Annotated in this window: 18 protein-coding genes; 6 read left to right on the plus strand and 12 right to left on the minus strand. The window is 54.2% G+C overall.

Annotated elements, in window-relative coordinates:
* Positions 1–445 precede the first annotated feature (445 nt).
* Entirely contained in the window at positions 446–847 is a 402-nt protein-coding gene (stpA, locus tag KE671_RS04155; RefSeq protein WP_206161830.1) for a DNA-binding protein StpA, read from the plus strand.
* A 49-nt stretch (positions 848–896) separates the two neighbouring features.
* On the opposite strand, the gene KE671_RS04160 is transcribed toward stpA, so the two are convergent.
* Positions 897–1,418 carry a rhodanese family protein gene (locus KE671_RS04160; RefSeq protein ID WP_206161831.1) on the minus strand — a complete coding sequence of 174 codons (522 nt, stop codon included), beginning with the start codon at positions 1,416–1,418 and terminating at the stop codon, positions 897–899.
* A gap of 9 nt (positions 1,419–1,427) precedes the next feature.
* A complete protein-coding gene (locus KE671_RS04165; RefSeq protein ID WP_042999641.1) occupies positions 1,428–1,727 on the minus strand; it encodes an ArsR/SmtB family transcription factor in 300 nt (99 codons plus the stop codon).
* A 181-nt stretch (positions 1,728–1,908) separates the two neighbouring features.
* On the opposite strand from KE671_RS04165, the gene KE671_RS04170 reads away from it, so the two are divergent.
* Positions 1,909–2,079, plus strand: a complete 171-nt coding sequence (locus tag KE671_RS04170) for a YqaE/Pmp3 family membrane protein (RefSeq protein WP_206161832.1) — start codon at positions 1,909–1,911, stop codon at positions 2,077–2,079.
* Between the two features lie 3 nt (positions 2,080–2,082).
* On the opposite strand, the gene csiR is transcribed toward KE671_RS04170, so the two are convergent.
* From csiR to glaH, 6 genes are all read right to left on the minus strand, one after another.
* On the minus strand, positions 2,083–2,775 hold the full coding sequence (gene csiR / locus KE671_RS04175; RefSeq protein WP_206161833.1) for a DNA-binding transcriptional regulator CsiR: 693 nt from the start codon (positions 2,773–2,775) through the stop codon (positions 2,083–2,085).
* A gap of 43 nt (positions 2,776–2,818) precedes the next feature.
* Complete coding sequence (gene gabP, locus KE671_RS04180) at positions 2,819–4,219, minus strand: GABA permease (RefSeq protein ID WP_206161834.1); 1,401 nt, start codon at positions 4,217–4,219, stop codon at positions 2,819–2,821.
* A gap of 126 nt (positions 4,220–4,345) precedes the next feature.
* Complete coding sequence (gabT, locus tag KE671_RS04185) at positions 4,346–5,629, minus strand: 4-aminobutyrate--2-oxoglutarate transaminase (protein WP_206161835.1); 1,284 nt, start codon at positions 5,627–5,629, stop codon at positions 4,346–4,348.
* 25 nt (positions 5,630–5,654) lie between these two features.
* Complete coding sequence (gene gabD / locus KE671_RS04190) at positions 5,655–7,103, minus strand: NADP-dependent succinate-semialdehyde dehydrogenase (RefSeq protein WP_206161836.1); 1,449 nt, start codon at positions 7,101–7,103, stop codon at positions 5,655–5,657.
* Positions 7,104–7,126: 23 nt separating this feature from the next.
* Positions 7,127–8,395: an L-2-hydroxyglutarate oxidase gene (lhgO, locus tag KE671_RS04195; RefSeq protein ID WP_206161837.1), complete on the minus strand. Its 1,269-nt coding sequence runs from the start codon at positions 8,393–8,395 to the stop codon at positions 7,127–7,129.
* An 18-nt stretch (positions 8,396–8,413) separates the two neighbouring features.
* Positions 8,414–9,391 carry a glutarate dioxygenase GlaH gene (gene glaH / locus KE671_RS04200; protein WP_206161838.1) on the minus strand — a complete coding sequence of 326 codons (978 nt, stop codon included), beginning with the start codon at positions 9,389–9,391 and terminating at the stop codon, positions 8,414–8,416.
* A gap of 278 nt (positions 9,392–9,669) precedes the next feature.
* Here glaH and KE671_RS04205 point away from each other — a divergent pair, with 278 nt between their 5' ends.
* Positions 9,670–11,163 (plus strand): alpha/beta hydrolase, encoded by a 1,494-nt coding sequence (locus KE671_RS04205; protein ID WP_283093079.1) that lies wholly within the window; start codon positions 9,670–9,672, stop codon positions 11,161–11,163.
* A 39-nt stretch (positions 11,164–11,202) separates the two neighbouring features.
* Here the strand turns inward: KE671_RS04205 and KE671_RS04210 are convergent, their stop codons facing one another.
* From KE671_RS04210 to KE671_RS04220, 3 genes are read right to left on the minus strand one after another with little or no spacing between them, the layout of a single operon-like run.
* Complete coding sequence (locus KE671_RS04210; RefSeq protein WP_206161840.1) at positions 11,203–12,717, minus strand: tripartite tricarboxylate transporter permease; 1,515 nt, start codon at positions 12,715–12,717, stop codon at positions 11,203–11,205.
* Positions 12,718–12,727: 10 nt separating this feature from the next.
* Positions 12,728–13,159, minus strand: coding sequence for a tripartite tricarboxylate transporter TctB family protein (locus tag KE671_RS04215; protein WP_206161841.1), 432 nt, complete (start codon positions 13,157–13,159; stop codon positions 12,728–12,730).
* Positions 13,160–13,173: 14 nt separating this feature from the next.
* Positions 13,174–14,151, minus strand: a complete 978-nt coding sequence (locus KE671_RS04220; RefSeq protein ID WP_206161842.1) for a Bug family tripartite tricarboxylate transporter substrate binding protein — start codon at positions 14,149–14,151, stop codon at positions 13,174–13,176.
* 152 nt (positions 14,152–14,303) lie between these two features.
* Between KE671_RS04220 and tctD the strand changes: the two genes are divergently transcribed.
* Complete coding sequence (gene tctD / locus KE671_RS04225; RefSeq protein ID WP_206161843.1) at positions 14,304–14,978, plus strand: transcriptional regulator TctD; 675 nt, start codon at positions 14,304–14,306, stop codon at positions 14,976–14,978.
* Positions 14,965–16,377 (plus strand): sensor histidine kinase, encoded by a 1,413-nt coding sequence (locus KE671_RS04230; RefSeq protein ID WP_206161844.1) that lies wholly within the window; start codon positions 14,965–14,967, stop codon positions 16,375–16,377. The genes tctD and KE671_RS04230 overlap by 14 nt, the downstream gene beginning before the upstream one ends.
* Before the next feature lie 29 nt (positions 16,378–16,406).
* Here the strand turns inward: KE671_RS04230 and KE671_RS04235 are convergent, their stop codons facing one another.
* A complete protein-coding gene (locus tag KE671_RS04235; protein WP_206161845.1) occupies positions 16,407–16,763 on the minus strand; it encodes a hypothetical protein in 357 nt (118 codons plus the stop codon).
* A 346-nt stretch (positions 16,764–17,109) separates the two neighbouring features.
* Here KE671_RS04235 and KE671_RS04240 point away from each other — a divergent pair, with 346 nt between their 5' ends.
* On the plus strand, positions 17,110–19,662 hold the full coding sequence (locus KE671_RS04240; protein WP_206161846.1) for an autotransporter outer membrane beta-barrel domain-containing protein: 2,553 nt from the start codon (positions 17,110–17,112) through the stop codon (positions 19,660–19,662).
* The last annotated feature ends 223 nt before the right edge of the window (positions 19,663–19,885 follow it).

Consider the following 19,885-nt stretch of genomic DNA (forward strand, 5'->3'; position numbering starts at 1 on the left):
TTTATGTTAGTGATTTGTCGTGGTGTTTTTGCTTGATGATAGAGTATATTGCTGCCTTGTAACTATCAATTAGAGAAATATTTTTATTTTTACGCTTTTTGTCGATAAAATACTCTGTAATAGCGTGATTTTTGTGCTGCGTGGAGTTTTTGTTGTTGGTGTGAGTAAAGCCATTAAAGATCAAGTGGTTATGATATTAGTAGGATGAAGTGTCTCCAGCCGGGGCAAAAGCCGCTCTCAAAGCCTGTTGAAATGGCATGAAGGTTATTTACCTGAGAATGAAAAGATGAAACTGGATATTATTCAGGGCCAGGTTAACTATTATTCTAATAGCGGGAGGTTGATATTTCCTCTGTTATATCTCAGGGGCTGGAAAACGTTCTGGTAATATAATAGACTACGCAGTGTAATACTTTTGTTTTAGCGTTAAAAGGTTTTAATTATTATGAATTTGATGTTACAAAACTTAAATAATATTCGGACACTACGCGCAATGGCTCGCGAATTCTCCATTGACGTTCTTGAAGAAATGCTGGAGAAATTCAGGGTCGTCACTAAAGAAAGACGTGAAGAAGAAGAACAGTTACAGCGACAACGCGCGGAACAGCAGCAAAAAATTAATACCTGGCTGGAATTGATGAAGGCCGACGGAATTAGCCCGGAAGAGTTATTCGGGAATGACGTCGCAAACGCTCGTGGGGGGAAAAAACGTCAGCCGCGTCCGGCGAAATATCGCTATACCGATCTTAACGGGGAAAGTAAAACCTGGACCGGCCAGGGGCGTACACCTAAACCGATTGCCCATGCACTGACGTCAGGTAAATCGCTGGACGATTTTCTGATCTAATCCTGTCAGCGGTGAGGTGATCCTCACCGCTTATTTCCCGCCATTATTGTTAACGACGATTCCACGGCATTTTGTCGAGCAGTCGCGCCATGCCACAAAAACCCGTCAATCCGGCAAACAGCAATCCCGCACCGACAAATCCGCTGAGCAGGAAAAATCCACCGTTAATGCTGTACCCCAGCACAACACCCAGTAACGCCAGCCCGCCAGCGACAATTTGTACCTGACGCATCAGCGGAAGCGGCTGGGATTTATCTTCCGCCGTGGGGAAGCCCGCCGCCTTCCAGCCGTCAATCCCCCCTTCCAGCAGTAAGGCTTCTGCTGGTGCGGCGAGAGCCTGCAATTTAGCCGCATTGTTTTGCGTCCGTTTTCCGGACTGACAATGGAAAACGACGATTTCACCTCGCAGCCTGGCAGGAAAGTCCCCCTGTTCGAGTACGCTCAGCGGTGCGAGGTGGGCCTGCGGAATATGTTCACGCAGATATTCGTCGGCATCACGAATATCAATGAGTCTGGCGCCTTGCTCAATACGAGCCTTTGCGTCACGCGGGGAAATCGTCCCGATGGTCATGTTCACTCCTTATGGACAATAGACGTTCTTCAATGTGGCAATGAGTGAGTTCACTGCTGCATTTTTAATGAAATAGAGGATGCGCTGGGCATCGCGCTGGCTGCCAATCAGCCCTTCTTCGCGCATTTTTGCCAGATGCTGTGAGGTGGCCGACGGGCTTAGCCCGGTGGCGCGCGCCAGATCGCCCGCACTGGTGCCCGGAGATCCGCAAAGCATACACAGGATCAGCAGTCGCTTAGGATTGCTCATCGCTTTCAGCAGGGCTGCCGCTTGTTCCGCACTGGCCTGGAGTTGTTCAAGTTCGCTCATATGTACTTTAGTATTTGCTAAATTAAGTAAATTCTAAAGTAAAAGTGAAACGCATACCAGCGTAAAGAGCGTAAAAGAGGGTAAAAGCGAGAGTGATTACTGGCGATCTCCGCTAAGCTCGCTACGCTTAGGGATAAAATCTCTTTTTAAACAATAAGTAATTTTTCTTTTTGGAGTGAGTATGGGTTTCTGGAGAATTGTATTTACGATCATTCTGCCGCCGCTGGGTGTCCTGCTGGGGAAAGGGTTTGGCTGGGCGTTCATTCTTAATATCGTTCTGACCCTGCTGGGGTACATCCCGGGTTTGATTCACGCGTTCTGGGTGCAAACCCGTCCTTCAGCGCTTTCTTAACGTTCAGGATTTTTCCGCCAGCAGTTTACCCGTCATGGCCTGCTGGATAATAGGAATCGGCGTCAGCAAATGTTGACGCATAAGTTCACTGGCGCGTGCAGCATCACGCGCCAGAATTGCTTCCGTTAGCGTCTGATGCTGAACGTGTTTATCCTCCAGCATTTCAACCGACAAAACCGTTTTTCGCAGCCAGATAAACCGATAGCGCGCCGCGAGATCGAACAGCCGTTCACGCATTTGCAGCAGATACTGCGAGCCGCATCCGGCAACAATGGCAGTATGGAATGCCTGATGGCGTAAATCCCACTCATCCAGCAGGTGTTCGCTGGCGTCGCTGGCCTCAAGCTTACTGAGCATGTGAGCGCGGGCGAGGATCTCGGCCTCCCATTCGTCACCGCCGCGCTCAATCGCCAGACTGACCAGCATAGCTTCCATATTGGCACGGGCATCGAAAATATCGAGCAGTTCCTGCTCTGACATGGACGCCACCCGATACCCTTTCTGATTCACCACCGTGACCAGCCGTTCCGCCACCAGATGAGAAAGCGCCTCTCTGAGCGGCCCAACGCCAAGAGAATAGCGTGAGGTTAATAAACTCATGCGCAGTTTTTCATCAGGCTGATAAATACCGCGGATAATATCGTTCTTCAACCAGCGGTATCCATCTATGGCCGTCGGATGGGAAATGGCGGTCATGGTCTTACTCCTGAATCGTGTTCCCGGCCTGTGCCGGGATCGTTTAACGGGTATTTTGCAGCGGTGTCTTTTGCCACAATACCAGTTTTTTCCAGCGCGACATAATCGGTACGGTACAAATAATTCCCAGCCCTAACAGTCCTGTGGAAATCACTTCCAGCTGTTGCGCCGGACGAAAGAGCATCACTATCAGCACAAAGCAGATGAAGGCAATCACCAGCCAGGTCAGCCACGGATAGAGCCACATTTTCAGTTTGATCTCGCCGCCTTCCGCCAGCAGGATTTTGCGCATGCGCAGTTGCGACACGGCGATAACCAGATACACCAGCAGGGCGATGGCGCCGGAGCTGTCGATCAGGAACTTAAACACTTTTGCCGGGGCGTAGTAGTTCACAACCACGGTTAAAAAGGCCGCGCCGGTCGAGAGGAGTACCGCCACCCAGGGGGTTTTGCTGCGATTGATTTTGCCCATCATGGCCGGCGCATCGCCACGACGACTCAGGGAGTAAAGCATTCTCGACGCGGTATACAGCGCAGAGTTCAGACAACTGGTCACCGACAGCAGGATCACGCAATCCATGATCAGTTTGGCATGGGGAATATGCAATAACTCCAGGACGGATTGATAGGAACCTGTCTCTTTCAGCCCCGGCATGTTCCATGGGATCAGCGCGACAACCACAAAGATAGAACACAGATAGAAGATTGAAATACGCCAGATAACCGAGTTAGTGGCGCGGACGATATGCTTATCCGGCGTGTCGGATTCGGCGGCGGCGATGGTGACAATCTCTGCGCCCATAAATGAGAACATGGTGATCAGCATCGCGCTCAGCACGGCGCCAAAGCCGTTAGGCATAAAGCCGCCATGATCCCACAAGCGCGAAATACCGCTGACTTCAGCGTAAGGATAAAAGCCGCTGATCGCCGCAGCACCCAGGGCGATAAACGCAAGGATGGCAATCACTTTGCACAGCGCCAGCCAGAACTCAAACTCACCGTAATTTTTGACGCTCAGCAAATTACTGCCGGTTAACGCCAGCGTGATGACCAGCGAGAACAACCAGATGGGAATGCCGGGGACCCAGGAATTAAGGATGATGGCGGCAATATTCGCTTCAAGCGGGATCACCAGCACCCAGAACCACCAGTATAACCAGCCGATGGTGTAGCCCGCCCAGCGCCCGATGGCTTTATCGGCATAGGTGGAAAAAGAACCGGTATCCGGCGTGGCGACGGCCATTTCGGCCAGCATCCGCATAATCATCACCACCAGGAGCCCGGCAAACAGATAGGCCAGCAACACCGCGGGCCCGGCCTGTGCGATTGCCACGCTGGAACCCACAAAGAGACTTGCGCCGATAACCCCGGCAATAGACAGCATGGTGACGTGGCGTGATTTCAGCCCGCCCCCTAAATCATGTGATTGCGACAGTTGCCCCATTTTCTGACCTCTTTATTGTTATTGAGCCGTTCGCCGGATGGCGGCTCCGCCTTATCCGGCCTACAAACCATGCCGACTCTGTAGGCCGGATAAGCGAAGCGCCATCCGGCAATTGGGCTGCAAGGGTTAACGTTGCTTAGCCTCGTCAAAGCACTGGGCAATGATCTCCAGACCCTGACGGATCTGCGCATCTTCAATGGTGAGCGGAACGAGAATGCGCAGCACGTTGTAGTACGGCCCGCAGGAAAGCAGGATCAGCCCTTTGTCGCGGGCGCGTGTGACGATCTCTGCGGTTAGTTTCGCATCCGGCTTGCTGTGGTCGCCGTCTTCAAACAGTTCAATGGCGATCATCGCCCCCAGCCCACGAACATCGCCAATTTCACGGTGTGTTTCCGCAATCGCCAGCAGGCCGTTGCGCAGGGTTTCGCCGAGTTCGTTGGCTTTTTGCAGCAGATTTTCCTGTTCGAAAATGTTCAGTACCGCCAGTGCGGCGGCGCAGGCAATCGGGTTACCGGCATAGGTGCCGCCCAGTCCACCCGGCGGGATGGCGTCCATCACCTCGGCGCGTCCGGTCACGCCCGCCAGCGGAAAGCCCCCGGCAATGGATTTGGCAAAGGTAGTGATATCCGGCGCCACGCCCATTTGTTCCATCGCGAACAGCGTACCGGTGCGACCCGCACCGCTCTGCACTTCATCGGCAATCAGCATGATCCCGTGCTCGTCACAAATCGCACGCAGGCGCTGCATAAAGGCTGGGGAGGCGGCGTAAAAACCGCCTTCACCCTGTACCGGTTCAATCACGATGGCGGCGATATCTTCCGGCGCGGCATCATTTTTAAAGATGCGGTGAATACTGGCGATGGCGTCATCTTCACTAATGCCGTGCAGGGCACACGGATAAAGTGCGCGATAGACGTGACCGGGCATCAGCCCCATTCCGGCTGAGTACGGGTTCACTTTCCCGGTCAGCGACAAAGTGTAATGGGTGCGTCCGTGATATGCGCCGCTAAAGGCGATGGTGCCTGTACGTTTCGTTGCCGCGCGGGCGATCTTCACTGCGTTTTCCACCGCTTCCGACCCGGTGGTGACCAACAGGGTTTTCTTGGCGAAGTCGCCAGGTACTTTCTGGTTCATGATTTCGCACAGTTGAAGATATGGCTCATAGGCCAGCACCTGGAAGCAGGTATGGGACAGCTTTTTCAGTTGCGCTTCGACTGCCGAGACGATCTGCGGGTGCAGATGTCCGGTGTTCAGCACCGCAATGCCGCCAGCAAAATCCAGAAACTCACGGCCTTCCACATCCCAGACCCGACAGTTTTCCGCACGCTCGGCAAAGATCGGATGAATCTGTCCTACGCCACGCGGAACGGCATGAGCGCGACGCTGCATTAATTCGTTATTGGTGATCATCAGGTGTTCTCCAGTCGATTTATGGTTAAAGGCCAATGCACAGGTATTTGATTTCTAAGTAATCTTCGATGCCGTATTTGGAACCTTCACGGCCAAGACCGGAGGCTTTGATCCCGCCAAACGGCGCCACTTCGTTTGAGATAATGCCGGTGTTAATGCCAACGATGCCGTACTCCAGCGCTTCACCAACACGAAAGACGCGGCTCAAATCACGGGCGTAGAAATAGGCCGCCAGCCCAAATTCGGTATCGTTAGCCTGTCTGATGACGTCGGCTTCATCACGAAAGCGGAACAGCGGGGCCAGCGGGCCAAAGGTTTCTTCCCTGGCGACCTTCGCGTGGTCAGGCACGTCTACCAGAATGGTCGGCTGGAAGAAATTGCCGCCCCGTTCATGCGCTTTACCCCCGGTGATGACTCTGGCACCTTTTTCCAGTGCGTCGGCAATGTGTTCCTCCACTTTGGCAACCGCTTTTTCATCAATCAGCGGGCCGGTGGTCGTGTCTGCGTTCAGGCCATCACCAATGTGCAGCTTGTTAACCGCCTGCTGAAGTTTTTCGGCAAAACGATCGTAGACGCCGTCCTGTACATACAGACGGTTGGCGCAGACGCAGGTCTGCCCGGCGTTGCGAAACTTGGAGGCCAGCGCGCCTTCTACTGCTTTATCCAGATCGGCATCGTCAAAGACGATAAACGGCGCGTTACCCCCCAGTTCCAGGGAGACCTTTTTGATGTCTTTCGCGCACTGTTCCATCAACTGGCGACCAATCTCTGTCGAACCGGTAAAAGAGAGTTTGCGCACCAGCGGATTGCTGGTCAGTTCGTTGCCAACCGCACTGGCGGAACCGGTCACGACGCTGAACACGCCTGCCGGGATCCCTGCTCGATTCGCCAGTTCCGCCAGCGCCAGCGCGGAGAACGGCGTCTGGCTGGCGGGTTTAAGCACCATCGTGCAGCCTGCCGCCAGTGCCGGACCGGCTTTGCGGGTGATCATCGCCGACGGGAAGTTCCATGGTGTAATAGCGGCTGTGACGCCAATGGGCTGCTTAATGACGATCAGGCGCTTGTCGGCCTGGTGTCCGGGAATCGTGTCGCCATAAATACGTTTGCCCTCTTCGGCAAACCACTCAATAAAGGAGGCGGCATAGCTGATTTCCCCTTTGGCTTCTGCCAGCGGCTTACCTTGTTCAAGGGTCATCAGACGGGCGAGATCGTCCTGATGCTCCAGCATCAGATTGAACCAACGACGTAGAATATTCGCCCTCTCTTTGGCTGTGAGATCGCGCCAGGCGGGCAGCGCGCGGTTAGCGGCCTCAATAGCGTTGCGGGTTTCCGCGCTGCCCATTTTCGGCACGCTGCCCAGCGTCTCGCCGTTGGCCGGGTTGGTTACCGCAATGACTTCGCCGCTATCGGCATCGCGCCATTGCCCGTTGATAAAGGCCTGCTGACGGAACAATGTCGGATCGTTAAGTTGCATGATGGCTTCCTGTCTTAAAAAGGTTAACGGGTGAACGCGGCGTGTAAGGTATCCACGCTACGTGCCGCACGCAGCGTGCGTCCGGGATTGCTTTGGTTTGCCAGTAGCGTCTGTACCTGACTGACGATGTGTGCGCCGATGGGGATTGCCGATGTCGCTGCCGGGGAGGGGGCATTACAGGTGTGGATCGAACGCGGGGTGGTGACAAAGAGAAAATCGTCAATCAGTTTGCCGTCCGGCGAAACCGCCTGCGCGCGGACGCCTGCGGGCCACGGTTGCAGATCGTTTAGCGTCAGGCTCGGGCAGTACTTTTGCACTAACCGGAGATAGCCACTCTTGCACAGCGAGTTTTTCATTTCGCTAAGGCCTGAGCGCAAGTTGTTTTGCAGGACCCGACGGATGCCGGAAGATCCGAGGATCTCCAGCGTATCGCTGAGCGAAAAGTCGCGTTTGCGATAGCCTTCGCGCTTAAACGCCAGCACCGCATTTGGCCCGACCGTGACGCTGCCGTCGATCATACGGGTGAGATGGACACCGAGAAACGGCATCGCCGGATCGGGGATCGGGTAGATCAGATGGTTGACTACCTGATTGTGTTTCGCCGCCAGACGGAAGTACTCGCCACGGAACGGGCAGATGATAAAACCCGGCTCGACGCCGAGCATTTTCACCAGCCGATCGGCCATCAGTCCGGCGCAGGTAATCAGCGTCGTTCCTTCAAATTCCTGCCCCTGGTGGGTACGTACTACCACGCCTGCGGCATGCTCTTTCAGGGCGCTGACGTCGGCGTTGTAGACGATTTCACCGCCTCTTGCCTGGAAGATTTTCGCCATCGCCGCCGTGATTTCCCGATAGCTGACGATCCCGCTGGAGGGTACTAAAATGCCGCCGAGTCCGGTGATATTGGGCTCGCGCTCGCGCAGCTCCTGCGCATTCAGCCATTCTCGTTCTAAGCCGTTGGCCGCGGTGCGATCCCACAGGGCGCGCATTCGCGACATTTCCTGTTCAGAGGTCGCGACCAGCATCTTGCCGCAGGTGTCGTAGCGGATGCCGTTTTGATCGCAAAAGGCTTTGGTCGCACGGTTACCGGCGAGACAAAACTGCGCTTTCAGACTGCCTGGAGTGTAATAGACCCCGGCATGGATCACACCGCTGTTGTGGCCCGTCTGATGACAGGCCGGGCCGGACTCTTTTTCCAGCAGCACGATGCGCGCGTCCGGATAGACCGCAATGAGCTGCATGGCGGTCGACATGCCAATAATGCCGCCGCCAATAATCACAAAATCATACATCCGCTTTTTCCTTCACGCTTACTGGTGAGTCTGGTAGTGGTGGGTGGAATAAGCGAAGTAGCCGCGCTGGCGCATGAGTTCGCGCCGCAGATCCGGGTGCGAGGTAAAGCGATCGCGACCGTGCAGCCAGAACAGGTTGTTGATCAGCAGGAATTTACCCACCGAAACCGGAACGGACAGGATGTGTTGGCTGGTTTCCAGGGCATCAGAAAGGTCGCTCAGCCAGACGCCTTCCTCAAAATCTTTCGGCTGCACGAACTGGTCGATGTAGCGCATCACCGGGCGGCCCTGCTGATCGACATCAAACACCGGATGATACACATCCTGGCTGACGTTCTTGCTGGGCGGCGCGGCAAAGCGCATCGGACGGCGCGCCAGTGGGTGGCTAAAGTACTCGTCAAGGTGCTCCCAGTCGTCGAGATGCAGCAGCAGCGAGTTGCCGCCGGTCATATTCTGCTCGTCGATTTTCATCATCAGCACGTAATCGGTGATCTCTTCGACGTAGGTGCCGTCGTTGTGCAACTCCATAACGCGGTGTGGCTGACGCAGATAGCTGTCTGAGTTATCGACGTTCTTCACCACAAAGCGCGCATAGTACTGACCGCTCATCGCATCAAAATTAGAACGCCCAATCAGATGCGCCACCGCGGTTGCCAGTTTGACCATGTCATCGGCCTGCGCCACGTCATCGACGCCTTCCGCGTTGATCAACAGCGCCCCCTCAGCGCGATCGAGCAACGTTTTCAGCAGCAGCGGCTGCAACTGGTTCTCGCACAGATCGTCGAGGATTTTGCCTACTTTGAAGCGCAGGAATGATTTGTATTCCAGTGCCTGCACTGGCCATTGCGCGACCTGCTGGAGAAAGTGTTCCGTCGTTTGGGCGGAAAAGTTCAGCTCCAGCAGACGCGGGGACTGGGCTGACGGTTTTAGCGTAAATCCGCTGTAGTGTTGGCCTGGATCTTCAGCGTTCGGTTTAACGGCAGTCAGTGCATTCATCAGAATCGATCCTTTTAGTAGATGGTCAGATAGACAGGCGAAGTTCATTTCGTAGCCATAAATTAAAAATATCTACATTTTTGACAAACGCGCACAAAATGAATTTTTTGTTTCTTTTTTGTGATCAAAAACAACAATTATTTAACATTAGAAGTCGCAGGGATAAATGACTGTGTATTGGTGGAAAAGGGCGGAAAAGGTTGAGGAAACCGCAGGTTAGCCTACACTAACGCCGGTTGGGATAGGGCTGTTGAGCGAGGATCGGGATAAACATGGTAATTAAAAACCTCTTTCGTCGGGTGAAGTGGATCCGTTCCGGTCTGTTGGCGCTGGTCAAACACGTGGTGCTGACGCTGCTGGTGGTGCTGATTATTTTCCTCGGCGTGCGGGTATATCAGACAGAGAGCGGGCCCGATCTACATCCCTGGCATACCTGGCACGGAAATGAAATGAGCGCGGCAGCGTTGGATAATGCCACATTTGCGCAGTATCGGATTCGGGAAGAGTCGCTGTTTGCCGATCTGCAAAAACAGGTGGGCGATACGCTTAATCCGGATGAGCAGACGCCGATCAACCGTTACTGGTCGGGCAGTCGGGTCGCTCCGCCGCAATTTACCCCCAACTGGAACCGCTCGTTCGTGTTGATGCCGCAAGGCAAACCGCGAGGCGTTGCCGTGATGCTCCACGGCCTGACCGACTCGCCCTACAGCCTGAAATATATCGCCCGGATCTACCAGCAGCAGGGATTCATCGCGGTGGTGCCACGCCTGCCCGGGCACGGTACCGCGCCAGGCGCGTTAACGGCGGTCGACTGGGAAGCGTGGCTGGCCGCCACGCGTCTCGCGGTGCGTGAGGCGACACGACTGGCGGGTAACGAGGTGCCGCTGCATCTGGTGGGGTACTCTAACGGCGGCGCGTTGGCGCTGAAATACACGCTGGACGGTCTGGAGGATGCCTCGCTGCGCCGTCCGCAACAGCTGGTGTTATTGTCGCCGATGATTGGCGTCACGGCATTTGCCCGTTTTGCCGGACTGGCGGGGCTACCGGCGCTGTATCCTGCCTTTGCCAAAGCCGCGTGGCTGAACGTCACGCCAGAATTTAACCCCTTCAAATATAATTCGTTTCCGGTTAATGCGGCACGACAGTCTTATCTGTTGACCAAAGCGCTACAGCAGCAAATTATGCAGGATGCGCAGAGTAAGCGACTTCACGATTTGCCGCCTGTTTTGACCTTTCAGTCAGTGATGGACTCGACCGTCAGCACCCAGGCGGTAGTGGAGTCGTTGTATCGCTATCTGGGGCCTAACGGTAGCGAACTGGTACTGTTTGATATCAATCAGGCGGCTAACCTGCGCCCTTTGCTGCGGACTTCTTCTTATACCGCCGCTGCAACGCTGCTGCCGGCCATGCCACGAGCTTATCGTACGACGGTGGTCACTAACGCTACGGCGGAAACGCTGGCGGTGGTGGCGCGCGACACGCTTGCGGGAACGCGTGAGGTGCAGGTTTTGCCGTTACAGGAAGCCTGGCCACCGGAGATGTATTCGCTGTCGCATGTGGCGATACCGTTTCCACTGACGGATTCGTTGTATGGGTTGAAGCCAGATGAACTGAATCGCTATGGAGTGAGTATTGGCACGATTGCGTTGCGGGGAGAGACCTCCACGCTGCTGGTGGGGCTGGATACGCTGATGCGCGTCACCTCAAATCCGTTCTTTCCCTATATGAAGGAACGGATTGAGGCGGTTATCGGAGGTCATGTTAAGAATTGATACTGTTGCCGGATAAGCGAAGCGCCATCCGGCGAAGTATTACCCTACATCCACCTGGGGTTTGGTGGTGCGCTTACGAAGGATCCGTAACAGTGGCGGGATCACAATGACCGCCACCGCCATCACCAGCAGCACTTTGGTGACGCTACTCTCCCACAGAATCGCCATATTGCCGTTGCTGATCGACAGCGCACGACGCAGGTTTTGCTCGAGCATTTCACCCAACACAAAGCCTAAGATTAGCGGCGACATCGGGAAGTGCATTTTACGCAGAATGTAGCCCAGCACGCCGAGCGCGACCATCAGCACCAGATCGAAGGTGGTACTGTGTACGGCGTACACTCCGACCGCCGACACGGCCGCGATAGCCGGTACCAGGAACCACAGCGGAATGGTCAGCATCCGGGTGAACAGGCCGATCAGCGGGATGTTCATCACCAGCAGCATCACGTTGGCAATCAGCAGGGCGGCGATCAGGCCCCAGACGATATCCGGTTGTTCGGTAAACATCGCCGGTCCCGGCGTGATGTTATACAGGGTTAACGCGCCCATCATCACCGCCGTGGTGCCGGATCCCGGCACGCCCAGCGTCAGCATCGGTATAAACGAGCCGCAGGCCGACGCGTTATTCGCCGCTTCCGGTGCGGCAACCCCACGAATATCGCCTTTGCCGAAGCTGTCGCTGTTGCCGCTGATTTTTTTCTCGGTCATGTAGGTGATGGCGCTGGCGATGGTGGCGCCCGCACCCGGTAGCACGCCGACGAAGAAGCCAATCACCGACGAGCGCAGCGTCGCGCCGATGCACTGCGCGCCTTCTTTGGCGTTAAATAGCATTCTTCCCGTTTTGCGCACTAGTTTTTGCCCGCTGCTGGTATGTTCCAGCATGAGCAGGATTTCAGAAACCGAGAACAGACCGATCACCACGACAATAAACTGCACGCCGTCGGAAAGGTGCACGCTGTCGAAGGTGAAGCGATAAACCCCGGTGTTGGCGTCAACGCCAACGGTCGCCAGCCCCAGACCGATTAGCGCCGCCAGAAACGATTTCAGCGGATTTTGTGCCATCATGCTGCCAAGACAGGCAATGGCAAAGACCATCAACGCGAAGTACTCCGCCGGTCCAAACGCCAGCGACCACTGCGCCAGTAGGGGGGCGAAGAGAATGATGCCGCCGATGGCGATCAGTGAGCCAAAGAAGGAGCTGACCGCCGAAATGGAAAGCGCGACGCCGCCGCGGCCTTGTTGCGCCATCGGGTAGCCGTCAAGCGCGGTCATGATCGCCGCCGCATCGCCGGGCACGTTGAGCAAAATCGACGAAATACGTCCGCCGTATTCACAGCCAATGTAGACCGTCGCCAGCAGGATCAGCGCGGATTCCGCTGGCAGATGCAAAGCAAAGGCCAGCGGCAACAGGATCGCCACGCCGTTGATCGGCCCCAGACCCGGCAGCAGGCCGACAATGGTGCCGACGAAGCAGCCGATCAGCGCGATCACCAGGTTTTCCGGGGTCATCGCCACCGCAAAACCCTGAGAAAGATATATCCAGGTATCCATCGTTTCTCCGTTAACTCAGCCAGGCGCCGAGCGGTAGGGTGACATCAAGCAGGCGGTCAAAGGCATACCACAGGGCGACGCCCAGGATCGCGCCGGAAAGCCCTGCGGCAGGCAGGGTGGCGCCAAACAGAATGCCAATCACCAGCGTCAGAATGGCTGTGGAGACGGGAAAACCAAGCCACTCAAAGCCCCAGGCGTACATCAGCAGGACGATCACCATCGTTAACAGTTTTTGCAGGACGTGTCGGCGCGGCCAGTCCACGACGTCCGGATGCCGCAACAGCATAGCCAGCGCGCACAGCGCCATCAGGCCGATAATTCCCAGAGGGAAGGGACGGGGACCGACAGGTTCATAGCTGTATTCACTCTGAATTTGCCAGGCAATAAACAGCCCGGCGATGCAGAGCAACAGCCAGATACCGGCGAAAATACGATCGCTCATGGTTCTCTCCATGCTTATTTCGCCAGACCAAAGGCTTTCGCCTGATCGCGATAACCGGTCACCTGTTTTTTGACGTACTCATCGAGTTGTTTGCCCGTCATGTTGAACTCAAACAGGCCGCGCAGGTCGCGCTGTTTTTTGAAGGCGTCGGTTTGCTGGAGTTTTTCAAAGGCTTGCACCCACCACTGATAGTCGGCGTCGCTCACTTTGGGGCCGACGTAGAAGCCGCGGATGATTGGCCAGACCAGATCATAACCCTGTTCTTTGGCCGTCGGGACGTTGGCGAGCTGTCCCGGTAAGCGTTCTTCAGAAAAGACGGCGAGAACGCGGATTTTATCGCCGTTCAGATAGGGCACCATCTCACTGAGATCGCCGGAAACCACCTGCACGTGATTGCCCATCAGCGCGGTGACCGGTTCGCCGCCGCCTTCAAAGGCGACATAGCGCATCTTGTGCGGATCGACGTGGGCCTGCTGTGCCAGTAGCGCTGATTTCATCCAGTCCTGGCTGCCAATCGATGCACCTGCGCCAATCACCACGCTGTTAGGATCTTTTTCCATCGCGGTGAGTAGATCTTTCAGCGACTTCCACGGCGAGTCGGCACGCACGGCGATCATGCCGTAGTCCGTACCGACGCTCGCCAGCCAGCGCACATCATCCACGCCGTAGCGGCCAAATTTCCCCTGCGACAGGTTCAGCAGCGAACCGCCGGAAAACGCCACGACCGTCCCCGCTTCGGCGGGACGCTGAGCAACAATGGCGTTGTAGGCCACCGCGCCCACCCCACCCGGCATGTAGGTAACGCGCATCGGTTTTTCGATCGCGCCCGTTTCCATCATGCTTACCTGAATCAGTTTGCAGGTAAGGTCAAAGCCGCCGCCGGGTTTCGCCGGGGCGATACATTCAGTGCGTGACGGCGCTTCCTGCGCCAGTACAGAGGTGCCCATCAGTAAAACGCTTGCAGCAAGGGTACGAACGAACAGTTTTTTCATTATTTATCCTCACGCCGGAGAACCGGACTGTAGGGTTCGGAAGACTATTTTTTGATTATGTGAACCAACATGTAGCGGTTCGGTTGCGTGATTGTTAAAACATTAACCTTTCATTTCCCTTTCAATGCGGCAGAAACTTTACAGGATGTGATATGCGTCTCTTATTGGCGGAAGATAACCGTGAGCTGGCTCACTGGCTGGAAAAGGCGCTGGTGCAAAGCGGGTTCGCCGTGGACTGTGTGTTCGACGGACTGGCCGCCGACCACCTTCTGCATAGCGAAACCTATGCGCTGGCGGTTCTGGATATCAATATGCCCGGGATTGACGGGCTGGAGGTGGTGCAACGTCTGCGTAAGCGTGCGCAGACATTGCCGGTACTGCTTTTAACGGCGCGTAGCGCGGTGGCGGATCGGGTGAAAGGACTGAACGCCGGAGCGGATGACTATTTACCTAAACCTTTTGAACTTGAGGAACTTGACGCCCGACTGCGGGCCTTGCTCCGGCGCAGTGCGGGTCAGGTACAGGAGTTGCAGCAGCTGGGCGATCTGGCGTTCCATGACGAAGGCTATTTCTTGCTTCAGCAGCAACCGCTGGCGCTCACCCCGCGTGAACTGGCGCTGCTGACGGTGCTGATGTATCGCAGAACGCGGCCGGTATCGCGCCAGCAGTTGTTCGAACAGGTCTTCAGCCTGAACGATGAGGTTAGTCCAGAAAGCATCGAACTGTATATCCATCGTCTGCGGAAAAAATTACAGGGCAGCAATGTGCGGATCACCACTCTGCGCGGTCTGGGATACGTGCTGGAGTGCGGCGATGAGGTGGGCTAAACCCCAGTCGTTATATCTGCAACTGCTGCTGTTTCTCGGGCTTCCGCTGATCCTGCTGTGGGGGCTGTCGGCATTTAACAGCTATGTCAGCGCCCTGCAGGCGGCGACGCAGGCCTATGATCGCACGCTGCTTTCATCTGCCCGTACGGTGGCGGAGCGGCTGGTGGTGCGCCACGCAAAGCTGGAAGTGAATGTCCCGTGGGTGGTGCTGGACAGCTTTGAACTGAACATGAATGACCGACTGTACTATAAAGTGGTGGATCCGGCGGGGAAGGTGATTTCGGGTTACGACGACCTGCCGGCGATGCCGCCTTCTACTTCCCGGACGCAGCTCTACCCTGCGCTGGCCTGGTTTTATCATACCCAATATCAGGGGCAGGCTATTCGCGTGGCGCGTTTGCTACAACCGGTGAATGAGGGGGGGATTGTCGGGATGGCGGAGATCTACGTCGCGGAGACGCTCCAGTCGCGGCGGTATCTGGCAGGACAACTGCTGTTTTCGTCATGGGTAACGCAGGGGCTGTTGGTGCTGCTGACGCTGGTGTTGGTGGGCTGGTTGCTGCGTCGCGTGCTGAGGCCGATGCGCCAGCTCTCCTCACTGATGGTACGTCGTGAACCGGAACTCCTGACGCCCTTACCTGAACTGCTACCGTGGTCGGAGACGCGGCTGCTGATTGTCGCTTTCAACCGTTATCTGGACCGCCTGCGCGCGCTGATTTCGCGTCAGGAACGGTTTAGCGCCGATGCCTCTCATCAACTGAAAACGCCGCTGGCGGTGTTGAAAACACAGGCCGCAGTGGCACTCGCCAGCGAACAGCCTCAGCAGTGGCATGAGAGCTTACGGGCGATGAGTACGACGCTGGACAACACCATTCTGCTGACGGAAAGGTTGTTGCAGCTTTCGGCGGTGAAGCGAAAAGAGCAGGGAGAGCGACAGTTTTTACCGGTTGATCTGTTTGCCGTGGTGCAGACGAGTTGCTTCACGCGACTGGCACAGGCGCGCAGTAAAGGCATTGACCTGGGTTACGAAGGCACGCAGGAGGCAGTATGGATAGAGGGCGATGACGTCCTGCTGGGAGAACTGTGCGGCAATTTGCTGGATAACGCCCTGAAATATACGCCGGGGCAAGGGACAGTGACCGCCAGGTTACGTCGGGACGGTGAGACCGTGGTGCTGGAGGTTGAAGACAGTGGCCCGGGTATCGAGGATGAACAGATCCATCAGGCATTGCTACCATTCCATCGTCTTGAAAATGCGGGAACGGAGGCTGGAGCAGGCATTGGCCTGGCGCTGGTTAATGATATTGCTCGCCTGCATCGAACGCACCCGGCTCTTTCGCGAAGCGAGATGTTAGGGGGGTTACGCGTTCAAGTGCGTTTTTTATTGCACACAAAATAAAAGCCGCATTTGCGGCTTTATGGCGAACATTATTCGCTGACTTTTTTCTCAACGGCGGCGGCACCTTCTTTAGTTTTATTCCATCCTTTTTCCGCACCTTCTTTCGTGGCATTCCAGCCTTTTTCCGTCCCTTCTTTGGTATTATTCCAGGTTTTCTGCGAGCCTTCGCTGACTTTGCTGCTCAGGTCATCACTTGTACCTTCAGCACGGTGTTTCGCTTTCAGCCGTTGCTCTTCGCCCTGATTCTGAACCTGATGCAATTTTTCTTTTGCCGTATTGGCATTTTCATGTGCGGCTGCCACATCATTATCGGTTGCGTGTGTGGTTGCGGCAATAACAGGTGAAGCCAGCAGAAGTGCAGATAAGGCGATCATTGTCTTTTTCATAATATCCTCGCTTATAGGAATATTGATTTGCGTGATTCAGCATGGCACGTTAACGAAGCGCTGGCTTTAGGAAAAAACTGTAAGTGAAACAATCGCGCTTAATGGTTCATAAACGGATTTATTATTTCAAATAATTTCCTCCGTCTAATCCTTTTGAGTTATTAGGAATATTGTTAAAAAAATATCTATTTGTTTTTAAATGATTTTATTAAACGCGAATTGTCTGATTTCTGGTCGTCTGTTATAAGACCCACGTATGCGAAAACTGAAAAATCTGAAAGCTCGAACCCGGTGATCTGCGAGTGGAAAGTAGTAAAGAATAAGTAATAAAGACATGGAGTCGTTTATGACATTAAAGAAGTACGCAATACTGATGGGACTGTTTTCTTTTGAGGGTTTTGCCGCTGAAGCTGTCTGTCATTCCTCTGATGGCGTTCAGTTGACCTGTAGTGGAGAGACGGGACTTATCACGGATATTGAAAGCACCCTTAATTCATACGACAGCGTAACCATTACCACGACGGGGCGTAATTACGGTTATGGATTAGATTTATGGAAACAAAGCAATTATCATCTTACCTCTGAGAATATCAATATTATCACCAATGGTACCTGGTCTGAAGGGATTCGTGGGCGGAACTCCACGTTTACTATGGATAGTAATCTGACGATTAAAACCTATGGTGATTTTTCTTCCGGGATTTATCTCGAGGAGACGGAGTATGCCAACATTACCCTTAATGGCGCCATAGATATTTATACCCGCCATGGTATGGGGATTGCCGCGGAAATTACCCAAGGGCGAAATAAAAATAATGTGCTCACTGCCGGAGATAATATTTCAATTGTTACTGATGGTGAAGGCAGTAATGTTTACAGAGGCGCGGGATATGGCGTGTATGCAGGTTCTGCATACTATCTGAACGCTGAGGGGTTTGTTCCCGACCATAGCAATGCCCGCATCACTCTGGGAAATAACGTCGCTGTACAGACCAACGGCGACAAAGCTCATGCGGTTTATGCGAATAAAACCGGGATGATTCAGGTTGGTGATATCTCTGTACTCACCCGGGGCCAGCAGGCGGATGCGTTAAGAGCAGAAGACGGTATCAAATATTTACCGCCAGGGCAGCGAGCGGCCTTTAACCAGACAGAAAGCTATGAAGGGGGGAAAATCTTCCTCACCCGGAACGTAAATATTGATATGGAAGGTGCCGGAAGTTACGCCATGTATTCCACCGGTTTCGGCTCGTATATCGGCTCCTCATACCTGGGAGGGCAACAATCCCGCGGCACCTATATCGTCAACGGCGATTTGTTGGCTGACAGACAAGGGGTTATCGATCTCCGTATGACTCAGGGCTCTGCGTTTACGGGAAGTGCGAATTCAACACAGCTAAATGCGGATAACTCGCTGAATACAAGTGATAACGGATATATTTATCTGCATATGGCGAGAACTAACAGTGTCTGGAATATGACCGCAGACTCAGTGGTTACTCGTCTCGATCTGAATGATGCGAATTTAACGTACACCGCACCTGACAGTTTCTCATCGTACACACCGAAATTTCTGCGGGTTGTCGAAGATTATTCCGGCAGCAATGGCATCCTGACGCTGAACACGGTACTTGGAGGCGACGACTCGTTGACGGATAAACTGTATGTTCTGGGCGATGTCGAAGCCGGTAATACGCAGGTCAATATTAACAATATCGGCGGACAAGGCGCCCTGACCCAGCAGGGGATCGAAATTGTGAATGTCGGCGGTGAGTCCATTGGTACATTTACTAAGTATGGCCGTATTGTGGCGGGTGCCTGGGAATATGACATCGTTCGTAAAGGAGAAAACTGGTATCTGGTCAGTGGTATTGGGTCTGAACCCGCGCCAGAACCACAGCCGCAACCGACACCAGGAGAACCTGTCTTGCGTCCGGAAGCAGGGGAATACGTTGCGAATATCGCTGCTGCGAATAGCTTGTTCCAGCTTCGCCTTCACGATCGTATCGGTGAACCGCACTATATTGATGCCTTAACAGGTGAAACGAAAAAAGTGACGGGGCTCTGGATGCGGCATGTTGGTGGACATACGCGTTTTAAAGATAATAGTGGTCAGATTAACACCCAGGCTAACCGTTATGTTGTTCAGTTGGGCGGAGATATCGCGCAGTGGAGCAGCGATGAGAAAGACAAATATCTTCTCGGGGTTATGGGCGGATATGCCAATCAAAAAAGTAACTCGCACAATAAGTTGAACCGTTATTACAGCAGGGGCAGCGTGGAGGGCTACAGCCTGGGGGTTTACGGGACATGGTTGCAAAATAACGAAGAGAAGACAGGCGCTTACGTGGACAGTTGGCTGCTGTACAACTGGTTTGATAACACCGTGAATGGTGAAAGTCTGGCCCAGGAAGACTATAAGTCAAAAGGTTTCACTGCTTCTGTTGAGTCCGGTTATACCTGGAAGATTGGCGAGAAAAATTCGCGAGAAAGCTACTATTTTCAGACAGTTGGACAGTTAACCTGGATGGGCGTTAAAGCCAACGATCACCGCGAAGCGAATGGTACGCGAGTGACCAGTGAAGGGGACGGCAACATTCAATCCCGTCTGGGCGCCCGCTTATTTATCAAAGGGTATAGCCAAATAGATGAAGGTAAAGAACGTATCTTCGAGCCTTTCGTTGAAGCGAACTGGATCCATAATACCAAACGTTTTGGCGCCTCTATGAATGGTGTGGATGTTGAGCAGGCAGGGACTCGCAACATTGCCGAACTTAAAGCCGGCGTGGAAAGCCAGATTAACCGCAACGTGAATCTCTGGGGCAGTGTCGCCCAGCAAATTGGCGATGCCGGCTATAGCGATACCAGCGCCATGCTGGGGCTGAAAGTGAATTTCTGAGAATAAACGGCCAGCCCGAAACATTCTCTCAGCAAATCCTAACTGCACTCCAAACGTTGGATCCTCAACCGAGTAAAGTGCAGTTTTTTTATGCTATCGCTCCACGCGGATGCCTGAGAAATAAATGTCTCAGGGACTATGGTTATTTTAAACGCTTTCTACCATGCTTTTTAGACTCGTCACGTTGAGCGTGTCAGCAGCATTATAATAACTGTCTATCGTC

Origin of the sequence: Citrobacter amalonaticus, assembly GCF_018252635.1 — a bacterium.
Classification (GTDB): Bacteria; Pseudomonadota; Gammaproteobacteria; order Enterobacterales; family Enterobacteriaceae; genus Citrobacter_A; species Citrobacter_A amalonaticus_E.

Bases quoted from the DNA above. Each gene is read 5' to 3' on its own strand.
- KE671_RS04160 (WP_206161831.1), bottom strand. From the start codon at position 1,418: ATGACCATCGGGACGATTTCCCCGCGTGACGCAAAGGCTCGTATTGAG.
- tctD (WP_206161843.1), top strand. From the start codon at position 14,304: ATGCGTCTCTTATTGGCGGAAGATAACCGTGAGCTGGCTCACTGGCTG.
- lhgO (WP_206161837.1), bottom strand. From the start codon at position 8,395: ATGTATGATTTTGTGATTATTGGCGGCGGCATTATTGGCATGTCGACC.
- gabD (WP_206161836.1), bottom strand. From the start codon at position 7,103: ATGCAACTTAACGATCCGACATTGTTCCGTCAGCAGGCCTTTATCAAC.
- gabP (WP_206161834.1), bottom strand. From the start codon at position 4,219: ATGGGGCAACTGTCGCAATCACATGATTTAGGGGGCGGGCTGAAATCA.
- KE671_RS04240 (WP_206161846.1), top strand. From the start codon at position 17,110: ATGACATTAAAGAAGTACGCAATACTGATGGGACTGTTTTCTTTTGAG.
- KE671_RS04235 (WP_206161845.1), bottom strand. From the start codon at position 16,763: ATGAAAAAGACAATGATCGCCTTATCTGCACTTCTGCTGGCTTCACCT.
- KE671_RS04220 (WP_206161842.1), bottom strand. From the start codon at position 14,151: ATGAAAAAACTGTTCGTTCGTACCCTTGCTGCAAGCGTTTTACTGATG.
- glaH (WP_206161838.1), bottom strand. From the start codon at position 9,391: ATGAATGCACTGACTGCCGTTAAACCGAACGCTGAAGATCCAGGCCAA.
- stpA (WP_206161830.1), top strand. From the start codon at position 446: ATGAATTTGATGTTACAAAACTTAAATAATATTCGGACACTACGCGCA.
- csiR (WP_206161833.1), bottom strand. From the start codon at position 2,775: ATGACCGCCATTTCCCATCCGACGGCCATAGATGGATACCGCTGGTTG.
- KE671_RS04170 (WP_206161832.1), top strand. From the start codon at position 1,909: ATGGGTTTCTGGAGAATTGTATTTACGATCATTCTGCCGCCGCTGGGT.
- KE671_RS04230 (WP_206161844.1), top strand. From the start codon at position 14,965: ATGAGGTGGGCTAAACCCCAGTCGTTATATCTGCAACTGCTGCTGTTT.
- KE671_RS04215 (WP_206161841.1), bottom strand. From the start codon at position 13,159: ATGAGCGATCGTATTTTCGCCGGTATCTGGCTGTTGCTCTGCATCGCC.
- gabT (WP_206161835.1), bottom strand. From the start codon at position 5,629: ATGATCACCAATAACGAATTAATGCAGCGTCGCGCTCATGCCGTTCCG.
- KE671_RS04210 (WP_206161840.1), bottom strand. From the start codon at position 12,717: ATGGATACCTGGATATATCTTTCTCAGGGTTTTGCGGTGGCGATGACC.
- KE671_RS04165 (WP_042999641.1), bottom strand. From the start codon at position 1,727: ATGAGCGAACTTGAACAACTCCAGGCCAGTGCGGAACAAGCGGCAGCC.